This is a genomic window from uncultured Brevundimonas sp. (assembly GCF_947305955.1).
Classification (GTDB): domain Bacteria; phylum Pseudomonadota; class Alphaproteobacteria; order Caulobacterales; family Caulobacteraceae; genus Brevundimonas.
On record NZ_CAMZFB010000017.1, the window covers coordinates 1 to 19,389 of the forward strand.

Genomic DNA, 19,389 nt, shown 5'->3' on the forward strand with positions numbered 1-19,389 from the left:
GTACTTGAATGGTCGCGCCATGTTCGTTGTTGCTGGTGCTCCTGCTTGCATGGAGGATCTTAAGGCCGCTGGCATCTATGCCTGGCTGCCGCTGGGTCTGCGTGTGCTGCGCAAGATCGAGAACATCGTCCGCGAAGAGCAGACCAAGGCCGGTGCCGTCGAGCTGCTGATGCCGACGCTGCAACTGGCGGACCTGTGGCGCGAGTCGGGCCGCTATGACGCCTATGGTCCGGAGATGCTGCGCATCACCGACCGTCACGAGCGCGAGCTGCTGTACGGCCCGACCAACGAGGAAATGGTCACCGACATCTTCCGTGGCTATGTGAAGTCCTACAAGTCGCTGCCGCTGAACCTCTTCCACATCCAATGGAAGTTCCGCGACGAGCGCCGTCCGCGCTTCGGCGTGATGCGTGGCCGCGAGTTCCTGATGAAGGACGCCTATTCGTTCGACATCGACGAGGCATCGGCCCGCATCGCCTACAAGCGTATGTTTGCGGCCTATCTGAACACCTTCTCGCGTTTGGGTCTGAAGGCCGTGCCGATGCGCGCCGACACCGGCCCGATCGGCGGCGACCTGTCGCACGAGTTCATCGTGCTGGCCGACACCGGCGAGAGCGAAGTCTTCTGCGACCGCAAGCTGGTCGAAATGGCACCTCCGGGCCACGACCTGAGCGTCGAGCAGCTGGAAGCCGTCTTTGACGAGCGTACCGCGCTTTATGCAGCGACCGAAGAAATGCACGACGCCGCTCGTTTCGAGAGCGAAACCGCCGAGGGCGACCGTCTGTCGGCCCGTGGCATCGAAGTCGGCCACATCTTCTACTTCGGCACCAAATACTCGGCCCCGATGAAGGCCAAGGTGGCCGGTCCGGACGGCAAGGACACCGAAGTCCACATGGGCTCGTACGGCATCGGCGTGTCGCGTCTGTTGGGCGCGATCATCGAAGCCAGCCACGACGACAACGGCATCATCTGGCCGGATTCGGTCGCTCCGTTCGACGTGGCCGTCATCTCCATGCGTAACAGCGACGAAGCTGTCACCGCCGCCTGCGAGCAGGCCGTGAAGATGCTGGAAGCCGCCGGCAAGGACGTCCTGTACGACGACACCGACGAGCGTCCGGGCGGCAAGTTCGCCACCGCCGATCTGATCGGTATTCCGTGGCAACTGGTCATCGGTCCGAAGGGTCTGGCTGACGGCGTTGTCGAGCTGAAGCGCCGCGCGACCGGTGAAAAGCAAACCCTGTCTCTGGAAGCTGCTGTGGAGCTGCTGACGAAATGACCGAACTCGCGACCGGATCCGCTCCGTCGCCGTCCCCCGCACGTTCGTCCGGTCCGTTCTCCTCGTGGGAGATCGGACTGGCCCTGCGTTACCTCCGCGCCAAGCGCAAGGAGGGCGGGGTGGCCCTGATCGCCATCATCAGCTTCGTCGGCATCATGCTGGCGGTGGCTGTGCTCATCAGTGTGATGAGCATCATGGCGGGCTTCCGCGGCACGTTGATGGACCGGATCCTGTCGTTCAACGGTCATATGTATGTTCAGGGGCCGGTGCTGTGGGCGGGCGATCGTGACGACGCCCTGAAACGCATCGGCGACCTGCCGGGGGTGGCATCGGTCAGCCCCTATACCGAAAACGCGGCCATGTTCCGCGTGGCCGGTGCCGCGACCGGCGGCATCGTGCGTGGCGTCCGCCCGCAGGACCTGCAGGCCAGCAAATACATTTATGAATCCCTCGACGAACAGGCCAAGGCCAGCTTCGGCAAGGGCGAGTGGGGCGGCGATAACGTTCTCGTCGGCAAGACGCTGGCCAATGAAATGGGTCTGCGCGTCGGTGACCCGATTACCCTTTATTCCCCGACGGGTGCCGACAGCGCATTCGGTAATCTGGGCGGTCTGGAAAAGACCTATATCGTCGGCGGTATCTATTCCTCTGGCGCTTCGGACTATGACCGCGCCTATGTCTTCATGCCGCTGGAACAGGCCCAGCTCTTCTTTGGCAAGGATGGCGTCTGGGACGTCATCGAGCTGAAGGTCGATGAGCCGGACAAGGTCGAGCAGCTGACCGATGCGGTCGCCCGCGCCGCCGGTCCGGGTTCGGTCGTCAGCGACTGGCGCAACCGCCAGGCCGCCATCTGGGGCGCGCTGAAGGTCGAGCGCGTGGCCATGAGCATCATTCTGGGCATGGTGGTCGCCATCGCTGCCATGAACATCATCAGCGGCATCGTCATGCTGGTGAAGAACAAGACCCGCGACATCGCCATCCTGCGCACCATCGGGGCCAGCCAGTCGGCCATCCTGCGTATCTTCTTCGTGTCGGGTGCGGCCATCGGCATCGGCGGCACGATCGCAGGCCTTACGCTGGGTCTGCTGTTCTGCCTGAACATCGGCTCGATCCAGCACTTCCTTGAGGCCCTGCTGGGTGTCCAGCTGTTCAATGCCGACGTCTATATGCTGGACTCGGTTCCGGCGGATGTGGACCCGTGGGATGTGACCTGGGTCGCCGTCTTCTCCTTCTTCATGAGCTGCCTCGCCAGCCTGCCGCCGTCGTGGAATGCGTCGCGGATCGATCCGGTGGAGGCCCTGCGCTTTGAATAATCTGCTGAAAAAGAAGGCCTCGTCCGCTCGTGTCGAGGGCGCACCGACCCTGTCGCTGCGTGGCGTCACCCGCACCTACAAGACGGGGCAGGGGGAGCTGACCGTGCTCAAGGGTGTCGATCTGGACATCATGCCGGGCGAGGTGGTCGGCCTGATCGGTCCTTCCGGCTCGGGCAAGTCGTCGCTGCTGCACGCGGCGGGCCTGCTGGAGCGCCCGACTTCGGGTCAGGTTCTGATCGACGGCGAGGACGTTGGCGCTCTGGATGAACGTGCCCGCACGCGCATCCGTCTGGGCCGTATCGGCTTCGTCTATCAGTTCCATCACCTGCTGCCCGAGTTTGACGCCCGCGACAACGTGGCCCTGCCGATGCGTATCGCAGGCGTGAAGGAAGCGGCCGCCCGCGCCCGCGCCACCGAAATGTTGTCCGCCCTGGGTCTGGCCGACCGTGTGCTGCACCAGCCTGCCCAGCTTTCGGGCGGTGAGCAGCAGCGCGTGGCCATTGCGCGTTCGCTGGCCAACAATCCGCGCTTGCTGCTGGCCGACGAGCCGACAGGCAACCTCGACCCCAGCACCAGCCATACCGTGTTTGAATCCCTGCGCCGTTTGGCAAAAGAAGAGGGCGTGGCCGCGCTGATCGCCACGCACAATATGGAACTGGCAGGACATATGGACCGCGTCTTCGCCCTGAAGGACGGTCATCTGGAAGAGCGCGAGGCCCAGAGCCAAGGGTGGTAGGTTGATGTGGTATTTTAATACCAAATGCTGGGTATTTTAATACCAACCACAAAAAGTGCTTAAATTTCAATCTATTGGCTATTTTTCAGCCTGTGGATTGACGTTGACCTTTTGTGCAACCCGCATTATCAAGCCCGCCAATGTCCTCCCCTCGGGGACGGACTGTTTTTTGTCTTTAGGACCCTCAATATGCTGAAGAGCACTACGGCTGCACAAAAGCCGGCTGAGGTCGAGAAGAAGTGGATCCATATCGACGCTGAAGGCGTCGTTGTTGGCCGTCTCGCGACCTTCATCGCTAACCGCCTGCGCGGTAAGCACCTGCCGACCTACACCCCGCACGTTGACATGGGCGACTACGTCGTCGTCACCAACGTCGACAAGGTTGTTTTCACCGGCAAGAAGAACACCGACAAGGTTTACTATCGCCACACCGGTCACCCGGGCGGCATCAAGGAAACCACCCCGGAGAAGGTTCTGGGCGGTCGTTTCCCGGAGCGCGTCCTCGAGAAGGCCGTTGAGCGCATGCTGCCGAAAGAGTCGCCGCTGGCTCGTAAGCAAATGACTCACCTGCGTCTGTTCGCTGGTCCGAACCACGATCACGAAGCTCAACAGCCCGAAACCATCGACTTCAAGTCGATGTCGGCCAAGAACACCCGGAGCGTCTGATCATGACCGACGTGACTCAAGAAACCGCCGCTGGTTTCGACGCCCTGAAGGGCCTCGGCACCGAAGCTGCTGAAACCATCGTCCGCGAGCCGAAGATCGACGCCCTGGGCCGTTCGTACTCGACCGGCAAGCGTAAGAACGCCATCGCCCGCGTGTGGGTGAAGCGCGGCACCGGCAAGATCACCGTCAACGGCAAGGACGTCGCTGACTACTTCGCTCGTCCGGTTCTGCAAATGATGGTTGCTCAGCCGCTGAACGTTGCTGACCGTGCTACCCAGTACGACGTCGTCTGCACCGTCACCGGTTCGGGCCTGTCGGGCCAAGCTGGTGCTATCCGCCACGGCCTGTCGCACGCTCTGACCCACTACGAGCCGGAACTGCGCAAGGTTCTGAAGCCGCACGGCTTCCTGACCCGCGACAGCCGCGTCGTTGAACGTAAGAAGTACGGCCGCGCGAAAGCACGCCGCAGCTTCCAGTTCTCGAAGCGCTAATCGCTTTACCGCGATCGGTATTTGGAAGGGGCGTTCCGGAGAAATCCGGGGCGCTCTTTTCTTTTGGGCTTTGGGCGGATTGTGGCCCGCGCCCAAGCCTATTATGTCAGCGTCGCCGCACCGTTGCGGCTTAGGGATTAGAGTGAGTTGACCCACACCATCTACATCGACGGCGAGGCCGGCACGACCGGTCTGGAAATCCGCGAACGCCTAGAGGCGCGCACCGACCTGCAACTGATGCTGCTGGGCGACCGACGCCGTGATGTGGAAGCCCGACGCGAGGCGCTGAACAGCGCCGATGCCGTCATCCTGTGCCTGCCGGATGATGCCGCGCGCGAGGCTGTCTCGATGATCGAGAACGACAAGGTGCGCGTGATCGACGCTTCGACCGCCTATCGCGTCGATCCGAACTGGGTTTACGGCTTTGCCGAGATGGACAAGGGCCAGCGCGACGCCATCGCCAACTCGACCCGCGTGTCGAACCCCGGCTGTTATCCGACCGGCTTCATCGCCCTGATGCGTCCGCTGGTGAAGGCAGGCATCGTTCCGGCCGATCATCCGGTGACCATCAATGCCGTGTCCGGTTATTCGGGCGGCGGCAAGGCCATGATCGCCGAGTTTGAAGCCGAGGGCGCTTCGACCGCCTTCCGTGGCTACGGCCTGTCGCTGAAGCACAAGCATGTGCCGGAAATGACCAAGCACACGGGCCTGAACCGCCCGGTGCTGTTCTCGCCGGCTGTCGGCAACTATCGCCAGGGCATGCTGGTCGAGGTGCCGCTGCACCTGTCGGCCCTGCCGGAAACGCCGTCGATCGAACGCATCCACGGCGCTCTGGTCGAAGCCTATGCGGGCCAGCGTTTCGTCGAGGTCGTCGATCTGGAAGCGTCCGAGGCCATGACCGGCATCGAGCCGGAAGCCCTGAACGGCACCAATACCGTGCGTCTGCATGTGTTCGGTGACCGCAATGGCGGACAGGCGCGACTGGTGGCCATGCTGGACAATCTGGGCAAGGGCGCATCGGGCGCTGCGGTCCAGAACCTGAACATCATGCTGGGCCTCGATGAAGGCACGGGCCTGCGCTGAACGCGGCCCTGACCAACCCATAAAAAAGCCCGCCGCGGTGATCCGTGGCGGGCCTTTTTGTATGTGCGGAGAGGCGAGGGGGCTTTAGCCCACCTTCACCCGCATGGCGGCTTCGGGCAGGTCCTCGCCGAAGGCGCGCTGATAGAACTCGGCGATGGTCGGGCGTTCCAGCTCGTCGCACTTGTTCAGGAAGGTCAGGCGGAAGGCCGTGCCCACATCGCCGAAGATCTCGACGTTCTGGGCCCAGGTGATGACCGTACGCGGCGACATGACGGTCGAGATGTCGCCGTTCATGAAGGCGTTGCGGGTCATGTCAGCCACGCGGACCATGGCCGCGATCTGGCGACGGCCGTTCTCGTCGGCGTACTGCGGCACCTTGGCGGCCACGATCTCGGCCTCCACGTCGTGATCCAGATAGTTCAGCGTGGTGACGATGTTCCAGCGGTCCAGCTGGGCTTGGTTGATCTGCTGCGCACCGTGGTACAGCCCCGTCGTGTCGCCCAGACCCACGGTGTTGGCCGTGGCAAACAGGCGGAAATAGGGGTTCGGGCGGATGACGCGGTTCTGGTCCAGCAGGGTCAGGGCCCCTTGGGCCTCCAGAACGCGCTGGATCACGAACATCACATCGGGGCGACCGGCATCGTATTCGTCGAACACGAGGGCGACGGGGCGTTGCAGCGCCCACGGCAGGATGCCTTCACGGAATTCGGTGATCTGCTTGCCGTCCTTCAGGACGATGGCGTCCTTGCCGATCAGGTCGATACGGCTGACGTGGCTGTCCAGGTTGATACGCACCAGCGGCCAATTCAGGCGGGCGGCGACCTGCTCGATGTGGGTCGACTTACCGGTGCCGTGATAGCCCTGAACCATGACGCGGCGGTCAAACGCAAAGCCCGCGCAAATGGCGATCGTGGTCTGGGGATCGAACTGATAGGTCGGATCGATCTCGGGCACATGGCTGTCGCGCTCGTCAAAGACCGGCACAACCATGTCGGAATCGATGCCGAAAATCTCGCGCACGGTCGCCTTGCGGTGCGGTGCGAGCGTCAGCAGGGTATCAGCGGTGTTTTCGAGCGGAGAGGTCATTGCACTCCCTTAGTGCGGGCGCGTTCATGGCTCAACCGCCATAAACTGTTACGGGCAGAGTGTTAGGCCGCGTGTCCGGCCTTTTTAAGCGTCTTGTACGCTTTGATCACGTTTTGGAGTTTTGCCTCGGTGGCGCGGTCGCCGCCGTTGGTGTCGGGGTGGAAGCGTTTCAGCAGCTCGTGATAGCGGGCCTTGACCTCTTCCTTGGTGGCGCTGGCGTCCAGCCCCAGATCGGCCATGGCCTGACGTTCCAGACGGCCCAGGCGGGCCTCGGCCTCGGACATCACAGGCCCAGCCTGATCGTTCACGCGGCGCTCGAACAGACCAAAGCTGTCCTGCCAGCCGCTGGCAGCACCTTTGGCACCCATCTTGGCGTTCATGGCGGCGGTAACGCGGGAATTGCGGCTGACCTTCATGTCCCATGTCGGGCGTCCGCCAGTCATGGCCTCGTTTTCCTGCGCCGCACGGATCTGCGCCTCGGTCATACCGGCGTAGAAGTTCCAGCTCTTGTTGTACTGGGCGGCGTGGGCTTGGCAGAAATTATAGAAGTCGTTCATGCGCTCGCGCGATTTGGGCGCGCGGGCGGTGGCCGGTTTTGAACAGCCTTCGAAGTCGCATGGCTTCTCGCCGGGCTTCAGGTGCAGTACGTCTTTCTCCGCCGCTTCCTCTTCGGGCTTGGGCGGCTTCACCCGGATATCGGTGAAACGGGGTTTGTATTCGAATGACGCAGACATTCCGTAAAGTGTAGAGCCGATTTGTGTTGCTTCAAGGACTTGATCGATGGCTAACGGCCAAGTTGCCCAAATAATCCGAGAAAAGCTGTCTGCCGCGTTATCTCCGCAACGGATCGAGTTGGAAGACGACAGCGCGCGCCACGGCGGCCATTTTGTGCATGGCGGCGTGGATGGGACCGAGGGCGGTGAATCCCACTTCAATCTAGTAGTGGTGAGCGAGAAATTCGAGGGCCTGTCGCGCATCGAACGACAACGTCTGGTTCAAAAAATACTGGCAGACGAGCTTGCGGGGCCTGTCCATGCGCTCTCAATCAAGGCATTAAGTCCTTCGGACTAAAGGACTTTTCAAAAAGAACATTGTTCGGGATGGCGTTCACGGTGTCTTAGCGACTCCGCCCTAATGTCGCCATCGTTCAAATCGCCGTGGGGAATGGGGGCGGTCTAAATGGTTGGTGGAGGCAGTATCGGTCGTGGCCTTGGGGGCGACGCACCGGGTGCAGCAGCGCAGGCGTTAAGTGCGATTCTCGAAACGCAATATCTGCGCTACCTGATCATTCTGAGTTGGGGTGTCGCAGTATGCGCCGCGCTGGGTTGGGTGACGGGACTGGGGTGGCTGGTGGCCACCTTGATTGCAGGAACAATTCGTAGTGCGGCCGAGCGCCGTGCCAGCCGACGCGAGCGTCAGGGCTGGGGCACTGTGCTGCCGATCGTTGCGACGGTGACGACGGCTGTCTGGGCGGTTGCGCCGCTGTTGGCGTGGTTCTCGACGCGCTCGTTCGGGCGTGAAATGGCCGTGGCCTTGCTGGCGTCGGGCTATGTGCTCGTCTTCGCGCAACTTCGCAACTCTCCGCGACAAGCTGTTCTTATTTCATCACCTTATGGTGTGGCGGCCATGGTTATGGCTGCGTCGCTGTGGGGAACGAACGAGTTCTGGGCCTTTCTGTCGCTTGGACCGCTGATGATGGGCGGTCTGGTGGTGCTGGTTCTGATGACCATGCTGCGTGAAGAGCGGATCGTGGCCTTCCAGGAGCATCAGAACCACCTGATCAGCGAGCTTGAAGCCGCCCGTGACAAGGCCGATGCGGCCAACCAAGCCAAGTCCAACTTCCTTGGCGTCATCTCGCATGAACTGCGTACGCCTATGAATGGCGTACTCGGTGCAGCCCAGTTGCTGAGCGCATCACGTCTGGACGCGCAACAGCGCGAAATGCTGTCGATCATCCGCAACTCGGGCGACAGCCTGTTGTCGCTGTTGAACGACATCCTCGACCTGACCAAGATCGAGGCTGGCAAGATGGCGTTTGAAGTGGTGGATATCGACCTGAATGCGCTTCACCGCCGCCTGCTGTCGCCGTTCGAGGCACAGGCCAAGGCCAAGGGCCTGACTATCACTGCAGAGTTCACCGGCGACGTCCCGACCGTTGTGCGTGGTGACCCGCTACGCGTGTCGCAGATACTGTCGAACCTCCTGTCCAACGCGGTGAAATTCACTGAAACGGGTGGAATCCGGTATGGCGTGCACGCCCAGAAGCTGAGCGACAATCGCGTCGCATTTGATTTCTCGGTGGCTGACAGCGGGGCAGGCATATCTGAGGATGACCTGCAAAGACTGTTCCAGCCGTTCACCCAAATCGACAATTCCTCGACGCGCAAGTTCGGCGGCACGGGGCTAGGGCTGACCATTTCCCGTCGTCTTGCCAACATTATGCATGGCGATATTCATGTGTCGTCTGAAGTTGGGAAGGGCTCTGTCTTCACCTTCTCGGTCGAAGCCGAGGTCGTGGCATGGTCGGATGAGGCTCCGACTCTGGAAGCGGATACTGACACGACACAGGTTTCGGGCATGCGTGTGCTGGTCGTGGAAGACCATCCGGTGAACCGTATGATCCTCGAAGCGTGGATGGGCAGTAACGGTCACGAGGCGGTCAGCGCGGAGAACGGGCAAGCCGCATTAGATCTGGCCAAACTCTATGCCTTTGACCTGATCGTTATGGATGTGAACATGCCGATTATGGATGGCCTGGAGGCAACACGGTGCATCCGCGAGGGTGACAATCCGAATGCCGACACGCCGGTGATCGTGCTCTCAGCGTCTGCGCGGGCAGAGGACCATCGTGCGGGATTTGCGGCCGGGGCGGATGCCTATCTGAACAAGCCGATCGATTTCCGCCAGTTGGCCACCTATATGCAGCGCGCGACTTTCGGGCGTGATGCGCTGCGCCGTTTGGCACCGGTGACGGATATCCGCGAAGAGGCGGCCTGATCGGAAAACTGTAGAGTTTGTGGTTCCAATCAGCCGCCAAGGCGTTAGCCTTGTCCCATGACGAATATCGGTACGCCCCCAGAATCGCTTGCACCCACACTAGAGGCCATTGACCAGCGTTTGTCCGTAGATGCGGTTTTGATCGCTAAAGCCATCGACCTTTTGGGGGCGTTCGCGGTCAACTTCACGATCGCGGCGATCATCTTTGTCCTCACCCTGATCGCCGCAAAGTGGGCGAGTTCGGCTGCGCGAAAGATATTGTCGCGCACGCGTACCGTCCGTCGCGATCCGACGGTTCTCGCCTTCCTCGTGCAGATTGTACGGGTGGTCGTGATCATCATCGGTATGATCGCCGTGCTGCAACGGTTGGGCGTCCAGACCACCTCGATCATCGCGGTTCTGGGTGCCGCGTCGCTGGCCGTGGGTCTGGCGCTTCAGGGGACATTGTCCAACGTTGCGGCGGGCGTCATGCTGCTGTTGCTGCGTCCGTATCGCGTCGGTGATGTGATCGATTTGGGCGGCGTTGTCGGCTCTGTCCAGAAGCTCGACCTGTTCACGACCCAGCTTAGAAATGGCAACAATAACAAGATTGTAGTGCCAAATTCGAAGGTACTTGGTGATATTATCATCAACCTGAGTGGGCAGGCGATGCGCCGTGTCGAGCTGAAGTTTACTGTCGGCTATGGCGATGATCTGAACAAGGCGCGCAAGGTCCTGCAAACGGTAGCCGAGAACCATTCCGCTGTCCTGAAAGAACCCGCCATCTGGACCGGCGTATCCGCTCTTCTGGATAGTGCGGTCGAGATCACGGTCCATGCGTGGGTCCGTTCCGACGACCACTTCCAGACGTCCGCAGATATGTTGCAGGCGGGCAAGGAGGCGCTGGACAAGGCCGGTATCGAAATCCCCTATCCCCACCAGGTCGCAATCAACTATGGACACGGTGGGCCTGCTGAGACAGAGCAGGCGTCACTGTCCTCCCAGAAAGACTGAGTGCCTTGCGATACGATTTTGCGTCCGACAACACGGCTGGAATGGCGCCTTCGGCCCTACAGGCCCTGATCGACGCCAATAGCGATTTTGCCGCCGGATATGGCGCAGACGAATATACCCGTAAGGCTGCCGAACTGGTTTGCCAGTTGCTGGATGTAGAGGCGGATGTGCGCTTTGTGTTCAGCGGGACGGCGGCCAATTCCATCGCCCTGTCCATGCTGGCCCAGCCGTTCGAGGCCGTTCTGGCCCACCATACGGCGCACGTCTGCACGGATGAGACGGGGGCACCCGGTTTCTTCGGCCATGGCGTGGGGCTGATCGGCCTGCCGGGATATTCGGGCAAGATCGATGAAGACGCGCTGGCGGCAGCGTTGGAGGAGCCTGTCGTTGGGCATCGCCAACCGGCGGCGGCCCTGACACTGACCCAGTGCACGGAATACGGGACCGTCTATTCCGAGGAAGAGATGTCGCGGCTGGTCCGCATGGCTAAGGCCGCTGGGCTGGGCGTCCATGTGGATGGTGCCCGTTTGGCCAATGCTGTGGCTGCGGGGTTTGACCCGCACGTGCTGGGTCGCATGGGCGTGGATATCATCAGTCTGGGCGGTGCCAAGGCAGGGGCGAACGGTGTCGAGGCGCTTGTCGTTCTAAACCGGTCACTGTCCCGCCGGATTGATAACCGCATCAAACAGGCCGGACAGACCGCCTCCAAGGGGCGTCTGTTGTCCGCGCCGATGGCGGGATTGCTGGCCAGCGGCGAATGGCTGTCAGGTGCCCAACACGCCAATGCAATGGCGCAAAAGCTGGCCGATGGCATTGAGGCAAACACACCCTTTGTTCTGGCCCATCCGGTGGAGTCCAATGCGGTCTTTGTCCGCATGCCGCCAGAAGCGCTGGAGGCTGTCCGTGCCAAAGGTTTCGCGGCCTATGCTTTTGACGATGGCTCGGCGCGTTTCGTATGCTCTTGGGCGACGAAAGAAGCAGCGGTTGATGAACTCATCGCCGTGCTTGGCGGTTTAGGTCGGGTCTAAGGCTATCGGGTATCGGCAAGGAGCGGACCATGCGGGGTGATAGAGGTGGTTCGCGCGGCGGGGATGTGACCGCCAAGGCCATGAATGCGGGCGTTGCCCCGCCTAGTGAAGCGCCCGGTACCTTCCAAGCGATCGGCAGCCTGATCAAACTGGTCGCACGGTCGCGCGCGCCTTATCTGGGCTGGCGTCTGGCCGGATCGACCGGTTTGACTCTTGCCGGCAAGGGTTTGGGTGTTCTGGCTCCGTTGGTCTTGGGTGCTGCCGTCAACAAACTGTCCGAAGGGCAGGGGGCTGCGGTATCGGTCGGGCTTGGCTTTGCGGCCTTTGCTGTCGGCTGGGCTTTAATCCGCTTTCTGGCCTCGGCCACGCCACAGCTGTCCGATCTTGTATTCGCGCCTGTTAGAGCGGCGGCGCAAAAGCAGACGGCATCCGATGCCTTTGCCCACGCGCTGAATCTGTCGCTAGATTTTCACCAGACCAAGCGATCCGGCACCCTCTCACGCGTGATGGATCGCGGGGCTAGGGCGGTCGATTTCCTTTTGCGTATCTTGATGTTCAACCTCGGGCCAACGGCGCTCGAGTTGATCTTGGCCGCTGCCGTTCTGGGCGGGAAATACAACTGGCGCTTTGCCTTGGTCGCGATTGTCGTGGTGGCCGTCTATGCCGCCGTGACGTTCGGTATGGCCAACTGGCGACTTGAGCATCGTCGCACGATGAATGCGGCGGACGCAGAGGCTGCGGGCCTGTCTGTCGATGCTCTGCTGAACTATGAGACGGTGAAGTCGTTCGGTGCCGAGCAGCGCACGTCCGGTGCCTATGAAGAGGCGCTCAGCAACTATGCCCGCGCATCGCTGAAGGCGAACGCCTCGCTGGCGGCGCTGAACATGATTCAAGCCCTGATCATGAACCTGGGTCTGGGTGTTCTGGCAGTGCTGGCAGGCTTCGAGGCCGCAGCGGGCCGTATGGGGCCGGGGGACGTTACCGCTGCGGTTCTGATCATGACTTCGCTTTATCAGCCGCTGAATATTCTAGGCTTTGCGTATCGAGAAATTCGCCAATCTTTCATTGATATGGAAGAAATGCTTAAAGTTATGCGTGAGGTTCCGAAGGTGTCGGATGCGCCCAACGCTTTGGACCTGCAACGGCCTGACTGTGGCTGTGGCAGCGAGCTGAAATTCGAGCATGTCAGCTTCCGTCACGATGCCCGTGCAAATGGACTGACCGATGTCAGTTTTGTCGTTCCCGCGCACACTACGACGGCGCTGGTCGGGCCTTCCGGTTCGGGCAAATCGACGATTGTGAAGCTGGCCCTGCGTCTGCTGGACCCGCAGTCCGGCGTGGTGTCGCTTGATGGCCGTGATCTGCGAGAAGTGCGCCAGACGTCATTGCGCCAGTCGGTGGCCTTGGTCCCGCAGGACGTGGCGCTCTTCAACGATACGCTGTCGGCCAATATCGCCTTTGCCCGTCCATCCGCGTCGGAAGCCGAGATTTGGGCAGCAGTAGAAGCGGCCGAGTTGGGCGATTTCATCCGCACTCTGCCGGAGGGGCTTCAAACCCGTGTCGGTGAGCGGGGCCTGAAACTGTCCGGTGGCGAGCGTCAACGCGTCGGTATAGCGCGGGCTCTGATCGCCGATCCTTGCGTGCTCATTCTGGACGAGGCGACCAGCGCGCTCGACAGTCGCACAGAGGCCTCAATCCAGCAGACGCTGAAAAAGGCCCGTAATGGTCGAACCACTCTGGTTATCGCGCACCGCCTGTCCACCATTGTGGATGCCGACCAGATACTGGTCCTGAAGCAGGGCCAGATCATCGAGCGTGGCACCCACCACGAACTGGTGGCCCGTCAGGGTGGTGAATACGCCCAGCTGTGGCGCAAGCAAACGCGATCAGGCGACGCCGATTAACCGCCCAGCTTGGCGCGCAGGACTTCCTTGAGGCTGTCCAGCACCTGTTGGCGGGCAGCCTTCTCTTCCAGCGGCAGGTTCAGCAGCAGGCGGAAGCTTTGAGCGTGCACCGTGATGATGCGCCAATCGAACATCCGGTCCGTTGGCGAGCCGTCCAGCAGGTCGCACAGATTGGTCGCCGCGCGGCACAGATCATCACGGTCGAACGGTCCGGCGGAATCGATAATGTCCGTCGTCAGGCGGTAGGCATTGAGCAGGGCCTCGGATACTTCCTCGACCGTTTGCGGCGCGGGCAGTTCCGACAGTTTCTGGATGGCTTCCGACACCAGATCCACACTTTCGCCTTCGACCTCGGAAAGGTTCGCGCGGGCCTGTTTCAGGGCTATCACGGTGCTGAGGCCGCCGGGTTGGTCAATCAGGTCCGACAGGCGCGAGCGGCGACGGTTGTGGGTGATAACGGTCGTCATTCCTTGCCTTCCTTCTTGCGGATTTCCAACGCGCGACGCTCGGGGCCGGCATAGGGTTCAGTACGGAAACGACGGTCGGGGCCCAGATAGTCGCCAACCTCGAGGAATGGACGGTTATCGCGCGAAACCCAGACAATTCGCTCCAGAAGGGTAAGCGAGCTGAAGGGCTTGGTGATCAGATAGTTGGCACCACAGTCCCGCGCTTCCTGCACCTTGGACTGGCGCACGTGGGCCGCTGTCAGGATCACCGGCGCAAAAGCGTTCGGTTCCAGCTTTGAGCGGCGCAGCCAGCGGACGAACTCGAAGCCGGACATGCCGGGCATGTCGGAATCGACGAGGATCAGGTCCACGGGGTTGTCGCGCAGGATTTCGATGGCTTCCACCGCCGAACTGCAAGCGTGGCGGGTTTTAAGGCCAAAGCCCGCGAGCGCCCTCATGGTCAACTCGCGGGCGAACGGGGAATCGTCGATGACCATGGTCACCGCGCCTTCAAAGTTGAAGACGGCACTTTCTGGCAGTGATTCACCGATGCCGGGTGAACGCGACGTCAGGTAGGACAAGCCAACCGTCTCCAAAAACACTCAATAGCTTTGCCATAATGCATAAACTGCACTTGGCCCATGGCAAAGCTATCGGTGTCGGATTAGCCCAGTCGGCCGATGGCGTAGAAGCGATCAGCGCGTTGTGCGCGAAGCTCTTGCTCGCTCAGGTCCGACAGGGATTTTAGCTCTTCCTCAAGGGCATCACCGACCGACTTGATGGCGGCGTCCGGAGCGGTGTGGGCACCGCCCAGCGGTTCCTTGATCACGCGATCAACGATCTTCAGCTCCATCAGGTCGGGGCCGGTGATTCGCATGGCCATAGCCGCATCCTTGGCGCGGCTGCCGTCGCGCCACAGGATACCTGCGGCACCTTCCGGCGAGATGACCGAATAGATCGAGTGTTCCAGCATCATCACGCGGTTGGCCGCGGCGATGGCGATGGCACCGCCCGAACCGCCTTCACCCGTAACGGTGGCGATATAGGGCACGCCCAGCGTCAGGCCGCGCTCGGTCGAGCGGGCGATGGCCTCGGCCTGACCGCGCTCTTCCGCGCCGAGGCCCGGATAAGCACCCGCGGTATCGACGAAGCTGAGAACCGGAAGGCCGAACTGCTCGGCCATGTCCATCAGGCGCACCGCTTTGCGATAGCCCTCGGGGCGGGCCATGCCGAAGTTGTGCTTCAGGCGGGTTTGGGTGTCGTGGCCCTTTTCGTGGCCCATGATAACCACGCCCTGACCACGGAAACGGGCCACACCACCGAGGATAGCTTGGTCGTCGCCGAATTGGCGGTCGCCGTGCAGTTCTTCGAAATCGGTGAACAGGCCGTCGATATAGTCGATGAAGTGCGGACGCTGAGGGTGGCGTGCCACCTGCGTACGCATCCACGGATCGAGGTTCTGATAGGTTTCGGTGCGCAAGGCCTTGGCCTTGGCTTTCAGGGTCTCGATCTCTTCGCCAAAGTCACCGCTGGACGGAGCGAGCTGCGAAAGCTCGGCGATCTTTGCTTCCAGTTCGGCGATGGGTTTTTCGAATTCGAGATAGTGCGTGGCCATAAAGCGCCCGTGTAACGACCGCGCCATCTTGGCGCTACGGAAAGGTGGCGGACCCTAAAACCCGTCGGGCTTCGGGGCAAGAGACAGCAGCATATCAGTTTTTGCGCGCCAGCGGGTGCGACGAATGCACGACCTGCGAAAGACGGTCTGTCGCCACGTGGGTATAGATCTGGGTGGTCGAGATGTCGGCATGGCCCAAAAGGGTCTGAACCACACGCAGGTCCGCGCCGCCTTCCAGCAGGTGGGTGGCAAAGGCGTGCCGCAGGACGTGCGGGCTGACACGTGCCGGATCAATGCCCGCCGCGATGGCGGCCTGATCCAGAAGTTGCTCGAAGCGACGCGGTGTCAGATGGCCGGAACGTCCCGAAGACGGGAACAGCCACGGATTGGCCGCCAGCGCCGCCTCGGCCTTCTTAGTCGGAGACTTGCCACGGGGCAGGGCGCGCACCGCCAGCCAAGACTTCACGGCCTCGCGGGCGGAATCGTTCAGTGGCACCAGCCGTTCCTTGTTCCCCTTGCCGGTGACGATCAGATAGGCCGGATCACGCTGTACCGCCGAGACCTTGAGGCCAAGCACCTCCGATACCCGCATGCCCGACGCATAGGTCAGTTCAATCAGGGTCATCAGACGCAGGGCGGAATGGCTGTCTTCCTTGGCGATGGTCTTAAGCAGACGCTCGACCTCTTCGCGACTGAGTGTCTTGGGCAGAGGGCGTCCCTGTTTCGGGGCGTCCAGCCGTCGTGAGGGATCATCCTCGCGCCAGCCTTCGCCGACGGCAAAGCGGTAGAACTGGCGTACCGATGCGCGGCGTCTGGCCGCCGTAGCTGCGGACAATCCGCGCCGCGACAAGTCGGAGAACCAGCCCTCGACATCCTCCTGCGCCGCCTTCAACAATCCTCCGGCGTCGGACAAATTTGTTTCTGCATCCGCAAGGTCGCGACCATAGGCAGCCAGCGTGTGCGGTGAGGCATCGCGTTCAACCGCCATCATTTCCAAAAAGGCTTCGATTTGTGGGGTCATTGGCGCGGCTTAGGGGTGCGAGGTTCGGTCATCCGTGTATAGAAGAGGGCGTTAAGAACATGAACTGCGCTGCTTCGCCCGATTCTCCTATTTTGAAGTTGAACCGCACCATTGCGTTGGTGGGGCTCATGGGCGTTGGCAAGTCGACAGTGGGCCGTCGTCTGGCCATGCGGCTCGGCCTGCCGTTCGCGGATGGCGATCACGAGATCGAAGCTGCTGCGGGCATGACCGTCAGCGAAATTTTTGCGACCCGAGGCGAGGACGAGTTCCGCGCGGGCGAAGCCCGCGTGATGAAACGTCTTCTGGAAGGGCCGCCGATTGTGCTGGCCACCGGTGGCGGCGCGATGATGAACCCCGAAACGCGCGCGGCCCTGAAACAGAACGCTGTCACCGTCTGGATGCGCGCCGATCTGGAAGTCATCGCCGAGCGCGTGGGGCGGCGCGACACGCGGCCCTTGCTGCGTGGGCGAGATACCTTGGAAGTTCTGCGTGAACTGTCCGAGAAGCGTTACCCGATCTATGCCGAAGCCGACCTGACTGTTGATGTCGGCGGCGGTTCGCATGGCGTGGCGGTCGAGGCCATGCTGACCGAACTTCGGCGCTACGCGAAAAAGAATAGCTGAATCATGACGACATCCATCCCGGTCGAGGGCGGCTCGTTCCGCGGTTACGAGGTTAAGGTCGGTCGCGGCCTGCTGTCGGGACTGGGGGCAGAGGCCCGTGCCTTTGCGCCGACGAAGATGGTGGTCGTCACCGATTCCAACGTCGCGGAACTTCACGCGGTGACGGCTATGGCCTCGCTGGCTGAAGCGGGCATTCCGGCAGAGCTGATCGTTGTTCCGGCGGGCGAGGCGTCCAAATCCTTTGAACAGCTTGAGCGCGTGCTGGATAGCGCCATAGCCGCTGGGCTGGACCGTAAGAGCATGGTCGTGGCGCTGGGCGGCGGCGTTATCGGCGACCTCGCCGGTCTGGCGGCGGCGCTTTATATGCGCGGCATCGACTTCATTCAGGTGCCGACCACTCTGTTGGCTCAGGTGGATTCATCGGTGGGCGGCAAGACGGCGATCGACTCGCCGCGCGGAAAGAACCTGATCGGGGCCTTCCACCAGCCGCGTCTGGTGCTGGCCGATATCGACCTGCTTGGCACCTTGCCCGCACGACAGATCCGCTCGGGCTGGGCAGAGATTGTGAAGCATGGCCTGATCTGTGATCGCGCCTATTTCGACTGGCTGTCCGGCGAGGGGGCCGCGGGGGCCAAGGGCGATGTCGAGGCGCTGAAGGCCGCTGTGGTGCGCTCGGTCGAGATCAAGGCGCAGGTGGTCGGGGAAGACGAGAAAGAGGCCGGTCGCCGTGCGCTGCTGAACCTTGGTCACACCTTCGGTCACGCGCTGGAGGTCGAGGTCGGTTTTGATGACACACTGACCCATGGCGAGGCGGTTGCCGTCGGATGTGCCATGGCCTTCCGTTATTCTGCACGCCATGGCCTGTGTTCGGCGCAGGACGCCGAGCGGGCAGAGCAGGGCATCCGCGCCGCGGGCCTGCCGACCCGCATTGCCGATATCGCGCACACCTTCAATGCCGAGGCACTGCTGCAACGGATGCTGGGGGACAAGAAGGCCGAGGGAGGCCGTCTGACCCTGATCCTTGCCAAGGGGATCGGCGACGCCTTTGTCGACCGGACGGCAGAGGCAAGCGACGTGCTAGACTTCCTCAAAGCCGAAGGGGCGTTTTGACATGCTTCCGGTGTGCGATCTCGAGAACGACTTCGTACACCTTGAGCCGTTCAGCGACGCGCTAAAAGAAGAGGTCCGTGCGGCGCTGGATCATGACCCCGACGCATGGTCAGGGATGGTCTCTGCGGGTTACGGCCCGCACTTTGACGTCTGGTGGGCGTCGGCGCTCAAGGCTATGGCTTCAGGATCGCGCATCGCCTATGCCGTTCGAAGCAAGGTGGACAATGCGGTGGTCGGGACCACCAGCCTCTATGAGATCAAGCCAGAGCACCTGCGGTGCGAGATCGGCTCGACCTTTTATCGGCCTTCATCGCGGGGCAGCGCCGTCAATCCGGCGGCCAAGATTCTGCTGCTGGAGCATGCCTTCAACCACGGTATGGTGCGGGTCGAGATCATCACCGACGCGAACAACGCGGCCAGTCAGGCGGCGATCCGCAAGCTGGGCGCGGTCTATGAGGGTACGCTGAGGAAGCATAAGCGCACCTGGACCGGACGAATGCGCGACACGGTCCAGTTCGCTGTACTCGACGATGACTATCCAACCGTTCGACAGGGCCTGATCCAGCGGCTGGACCGCTTCCGTCAGGCGACGGGCTTGGTTTCGTAGATTTCGCAGTGCGTGTCGTTGAGACGTTCGGTGCGCCACGCGACCGTCTGTCCCTCGGACTTCAGCTCATTCCCGCCGGACGTATAGGTATAGGCCCCCGAAGTAGGGCGGCGCACAAGGTCGAAAGCCAGTCCGTCGGATCGCCGCACCGTCGCCATGTTGCGCGGGTGGTCGAACATGACCGTCAGGCGCTGGCCGTCCTGACAGGACAGGAACCATTCTGCATATTTCGACGGGTTCAGATTGGCCGGTATGGCCGCCGTTGTCGGCATGCTCTCGGCAGACTTTTCGGCGCTAGGGTGTTGCTGGCATCCGCACACAGCCACGGATACCGCTATAATGGCGGTGCGTTTCAGCAATACCTTTATCCCATCCAATCTGGCGGGCCGCGTCG

The 19,389-nt window shown here is 61.8% G+C and carries 21 protein-coding genes; 14 read left to right on the forward strand and 7 right to left on the reverse strand.

The features are described 5' to 3' along the window. The first annotated feature begins 19 nt into the window (after nucleotides 1–19). From proS to argC, 6 genes are all read left to right on the forward strand, one after another. Entirely contained in the window at nucleotides 20–1,276 is a 1,257-nt protein-coding gene (gene proS, locus Q0Y42_RS06110; RefSeq protein ID WP_297801383.1) for a proline--tRNA ligase, read from the forward strand. Beyond that, nucleotides 1,273–2,589, forward strand: a complete 1,317-nt coding sequence (locus tag Q0Y42_RS06115; RefSeq protein ID WP_297801280.1) for a lipoprotein-releasing ABC transporter permease subunit — start codon at nucleotides 1,273–1,275, stop codon at nucleotides 2,587–2,589. Before proS ends, Q0Y42_RS06115 begins: the two co-directional genes overlap by 4 nt. Before the next feature lies 1 nt (nucleotide 2,590). Then, nucleotides 2,591–3,325 (forward strand): ABC transporter ATP-binding protein, encoded by a 735-nt coding sequence (locus Q0Y42_RS06120; protein ID WP_297801386.1) that lies wholly within the window; start codon nucleotides 2,591–2,593, stop codon nucleotides 3,323–3,325. Between the two features lie 189 nt (nucleotides 3,326–3,514). After that, on the forward strand, nucleotides 3,515–3,991 hold the full coding sequence (gene rplM, locus Q0Y42_RS06125; protein WP_292054400.1) for a 50S ribosomal protein L13: 477 nt from the start codon (nucleotides 3,515–3,517) through the stop codon (nucleotides 3,989–3,991). A gap of 2 nt (nucleotides 3,992–3,993) precedes the next feature. Next, nucleotides 3,994–4,482 (forward strand): 30S ribosomal protein S9, encoded by a 489-nt coding sequence (rpsI, locus tag Q0Y42_RS06130; RefSeq protein WP_292054399.1) that lies wholly within the window; start codon nucleotides 3,994–3,996, stop codon nucleotides 4,480–4,482. Between the two features lie 147 nt (nucleotides 4,483–4,629). Then, the gene (gene argC, locus Q0Y42_RS06135; protein ID WP_297801284.1) at nucleotides 4,630–5,565 is read left to right on the forward strand and encodes an N-acetyl-gamma-glutamyl-phosphate reductase; all 936 of its coding nucleotides are present in this window, start codon (nucleotides 4,630–4,632) and stop codon (nucleotides 5,563–5,565) included. 84 nt (nucleotides 5,566–5,649) lie between these two features. Here the strand turns inward: argC and cobS are convergent, their stop codons facing one another. Together cobS and Q0Y42_RS06145 are read right to left on the reverse strand one after the other, a co-directional pair. After that, nucleotides 5,650–6,651 carry a cobaltochelatase subunit CobS gene (gene cobS, locus Q0Y42_RS06140; protein ID WP_297801285.1) on the reverse strand — a complete coding sequence of 334 codons (1,002 nt, stop codon included), beginning with the start codon at nucleotides 6,649–6,651 and terminating at the stop codon, nucleotides 5,650–5,652. 62 nt (nucleotides 6,652–6,713) lie between these two features. Beyond that, nucleotides 6,714–7,385 carry a J domain-containing protein gene (locus tag Q0Y42_RS06145; protein WP_297801287.1) on the reverse strand — a complete coding sequence of 224 codons (672 nt, stop codon included), beginning with the start codon at nucleotides 7,383–7,385 and terminating at the stop codon, nucleotides 6,714–6,716. A 46-nt stretch (nucleotides 7,386–7,431) separates the two neighbouring features. On the opposite strand from Q0Y42_RS06145, the gene Q0Y42_RS06150 reads away from it, so the two are divergent. From Q0Y42_RS06150 to Q0Y42_RS06170, 5 genes are all read left to right on the forward strand, one after another. Beyond that, nucleotides 7,432–7,722 (forward strand): BolA family protein, encoded by a 291-nt coding sequence (locus Q0Y42_RS06150; RefSeq protein ID WP_297801289.1) that lies wholly within the window; start codon nucleotides 7,432–7,434, stop codon nucleotides 7,720–7,722. A gap of 108 nt (nucleotides 7,723–7,830) precedes the next feature. After that, nucleotides 7,831–9,648 (forward strand): ATP-binding protein, encoded by a 1,818-nt coding sequence (locus Q0Y42_RS06155; protein WP_297801291.1) that lies wholly within the window; start codon nucleotides 7,831–7,833, stop codon nucleotides 9,646–9,648. A gap of 138 nt (nucleotides 9,649–9,786) precedes the next feature. Continuing rightward, on the forward strand, nucleotides 9,787–10,641 hold the full coding sequence (locus Q0Y42_RS06160) for a mechanosensitive ion channel domain-containing protein (RefSeq protein WP_297801293.1): 855 nt from the start codon (nucleotides 9,787–9,789) through the stop codon (nucleotides 10,639–10,641). Between the two features lie 5 nt (nucleotides 10,642–10,646). Further along, complete coding sequence (locus tag Q0Y42_RS06165; protein ID WP_297801295.1) at nucleotides 10,647–11,669, forward strand: beta-eliminating lyase-related protein; 1,023 nt, start codon at nucleotides 10,647–10,649, stop codon at nucleotides 11,667–11,669. A gap of 80 nt (nucleotides 11,670–11,749) precedes the next feature. Further along, a complete protein-coding gene (locus Q0Y42_RS06170) occupies nucleotides 11,750–13,573 on the forward strand; it encodes an ABC transporter ATP-binding protein/permease (RefSeq protein WP_297801389.1) in 1,824 nt (607 codons plus the stop codon). Here Q0Y42_RS06170 and Q0Y42_RS06175 read toward each other — a convergent pair. The 4 genes from Q0Y42_RS06175 to Q0Y42_RS06190 form a co-directional block, all read right to left on the reverse strand. Further along, nucleotides 13,570–14,040: a chemotaxis protein CheE gene (locus Q0Y42_RS06175; protein ID WP_297801298.1), complete on the reverse strand. Its 471-nt coding sequence runs from the start codon at nucleotides 14,038–14,040 to the stop codon at nucleotides 13,570–13,572. The genes Q0Y42_RS06170 and Q0Y42_RS06175 overlap by 4 nt on opposite strands. Beyond that, nucleotides 14,037–14,600, reverse strand: a complete 564-nt coding sequence (locus Q0Y42_RS06180; RefSeq protein ID WP_297801301.1) for a response regulator — start codon at nucleotides 14,598–14,600, stop codon at nucleotides 14,037–14,039. The genes Q0Y42_RS06175 and Q0Y42_RS06180 overlap by 4 nt, the downstream gene beginning before the upstream one ends. A gap of 83 nt (nucleotides 14,601–14,683) precedes the next feature. Beyond that, nucleotides 14,684–15,634, reverse strand: a complete 951-nt coding sequence (locus tag Q0Y42_RS06185; protein WP_297801303.1) for an acetyl-CoA carboxylase carboxyltransferase subunit alpha — start codon at nucleotides 15,632–15,634, stop codon at nucleotides 14,684–14,686. Between the two features lie 94 nt (nucleotides 15,635–15,728). Continuing rightward, nucleotides 15,729–16,655 carry a site-specific tyrosine recombinase XerD gene (locus tag Q0Y42_RS06190; protein ID WP_297801305.1) on the reverse strand — a complete coding sequence of 309 codons (927 nt, stop codon included), beginning with the start codon at nucleotides 16,653–16,655 and terminating at the stop codon, nucleotides 15,729–15,731. A 59-nt stretch (nucleotides 16,656–16,714) separates the two neighbouring features. Between Q0Y42_RS06190 and Q0Y42_RS06195 the strand changes: the two genes are divergently transcribed. The 3 genes from Q0Y42_RS06195 to Q0Y42_RS06205 are packed head-to-tail and all read left to right on the forward strand — an operon-like array spanning nucleotide 16,715 to nucleotide 18,995. Beyond that, nucleotides 16,715–17,278, forward strand: a complete 564-nt coding sequence (locus Q0Y42_RS06195) for a shikimate kinase (protein ID WP_297801307.1) — start codon at nucleotides 16,715–16,717, stop codon at nucleotides 17,276–17,278. A 3-nt stretch (nucleotides 17,279–17,281) separates the two neighbouring features. Next, nucleotides 17,282–18,388: a 3-dehydroquinate synthase gene (gene aroB, locus Q0Y42_RS06200; protein ID WP_297801309.1), complete on the forward strand. Its 1,107-nt coding sequence runs from the start codon at nucleotides 17,282–17,284 to the stop codon at nucleotides 18,386–18,388. Nucleotide 18,389: 1 nt separating this feature from the next. Continuing rightward, entirely contained in the window at nucleotides 18,390–18,995 is a 606-nt protein-coding gene (locus Q0Y42_RS06205; protein ID WP_297801311.1) for a GNAT family protein, read from the forward strand. On the opposite strand, the gene Q0Y42_RS06210 is transcribed toward Q0Y42_RS06205, so the two are convergent. Next, entirely contained in the window at nucleotides 18,971–19,354 is a 384-nt protein-coding gene (locus Q0Y42_RS06210; RefSeq protein WP_297801313.1) for a hypothetical protein, read from the reverse strand. The two genes, Q0Y42_RS06205 and Q0Y42_RS06210, sit on opposite strands and share 25 nt — an antisense overlap. Nucleotides 19,355–19,389: the final 35 nt, after the last annotated feature.

Bases quoted from the DNA above. Each gene is read 5' to 3' on its own strand.
- proS (WP_297801383.1), top strand. From the start codon at position 20: ATGTTCGTTGTTGCTGGTGCTCCTGCTTGCATGGAGGATCTTAAGGCC.
- rplM (WP_292054400.1), top strand. From the start codon at position 3,515: ATGCTGAAGAGCACTACGGCTGCACAAAAGCCGGCTGAGGTCGAGAAG.
- Q0Y42_RS06205 (WP_297801311.1), top strand. From the start codon at position 18,390: ATGCTTCCGGTGTGCGATCTCGAGAACGACTTCGTACACCTTGAGCCG.
- Q0Y42_RS06115 (WP_297801280.1), top strand. From the start codon at position 1,273: ATGACCGAACTCGCGACCGGATCCGCTCCGTCGCCGTCCCCCGCACGT.
- Q0Y42_RS06195 (WP_297801307.1), top strand. From the start codon at position 16,715: ATGAACTGCGCTGCTTCGCCCGATTCTCCTATTTTGAAGTTGAACCGC.
- Q0Y42_RS06145 (WP_297801287.1), bottom strand. From the start codon at position 7,385: ATGTCTGCGTCATTCGAATACAAACCCCGTTTCACCGATATCCGGGTG.
- Q0Y42_RS06175 (WP_297801298.1), bottom strand. From the start codon at position 14,040: ATGACGACCGTTATCACCCACAACCGTCGCCGCTCGCGCCTGTCGGAC.
- Q0Y42_RS06170 (WP_297801389.1), top strand. From the start codon at position 11,750: ATGAATGCGGGCGTTGCCCCGCCTAGTGAAGCGCCCGGTACCTTCCAA.
- Q0Y42_RS06190 (WP_297801305.1), bottom strand. From the start codon at position 16,655: ATGACCCCACAAATCGAAGCCTTTTTGGAAATGATGGCGGTTGAACGC.
- Q0Y42_RS06150 (WP_297801289.1), top strand. From the start codon at position 7,432: ATGGCTAACGGCCAAGTTGCCCAAATAATCCGAGAAAAGCTGTCTGCC.
- cobS (WP_297801285.1), bottom strand. From the start codon at position 6,651: ATGACCTCTCCGCTCGAAAACACCGCTGATACCCTGCTGACGCTCGCA.
- Q0Y42_RS06185 (WP_297801303.1), bottom strand. From the start codon at position 15,634: ATGGCCACGCACTATCTCGAATTCGAAAAACCCATCGCCGAACTGGAA.
- aroB (WP_297801309.1), top strand. From the start codon at position 17,282: ATGACGACATCCATCCCGGTCGAGGGCGGCTCGTTCCGCGGTTACGAG.
- Q0Y42_RS06155 (WP_297801291.1), top strand. From the start codon at position 7,831: ATGGTTGGTGGAGGCAGTATCGGTCGTGGCCTTGGGGGCGACGCACCG.
- rpsI (WP_292054399.1), top strand. From the start codon at position 3,994: ATGACCGACGTGACTCAAGAAACCGCCGCTGGTTTCGACGCCCTGAAG.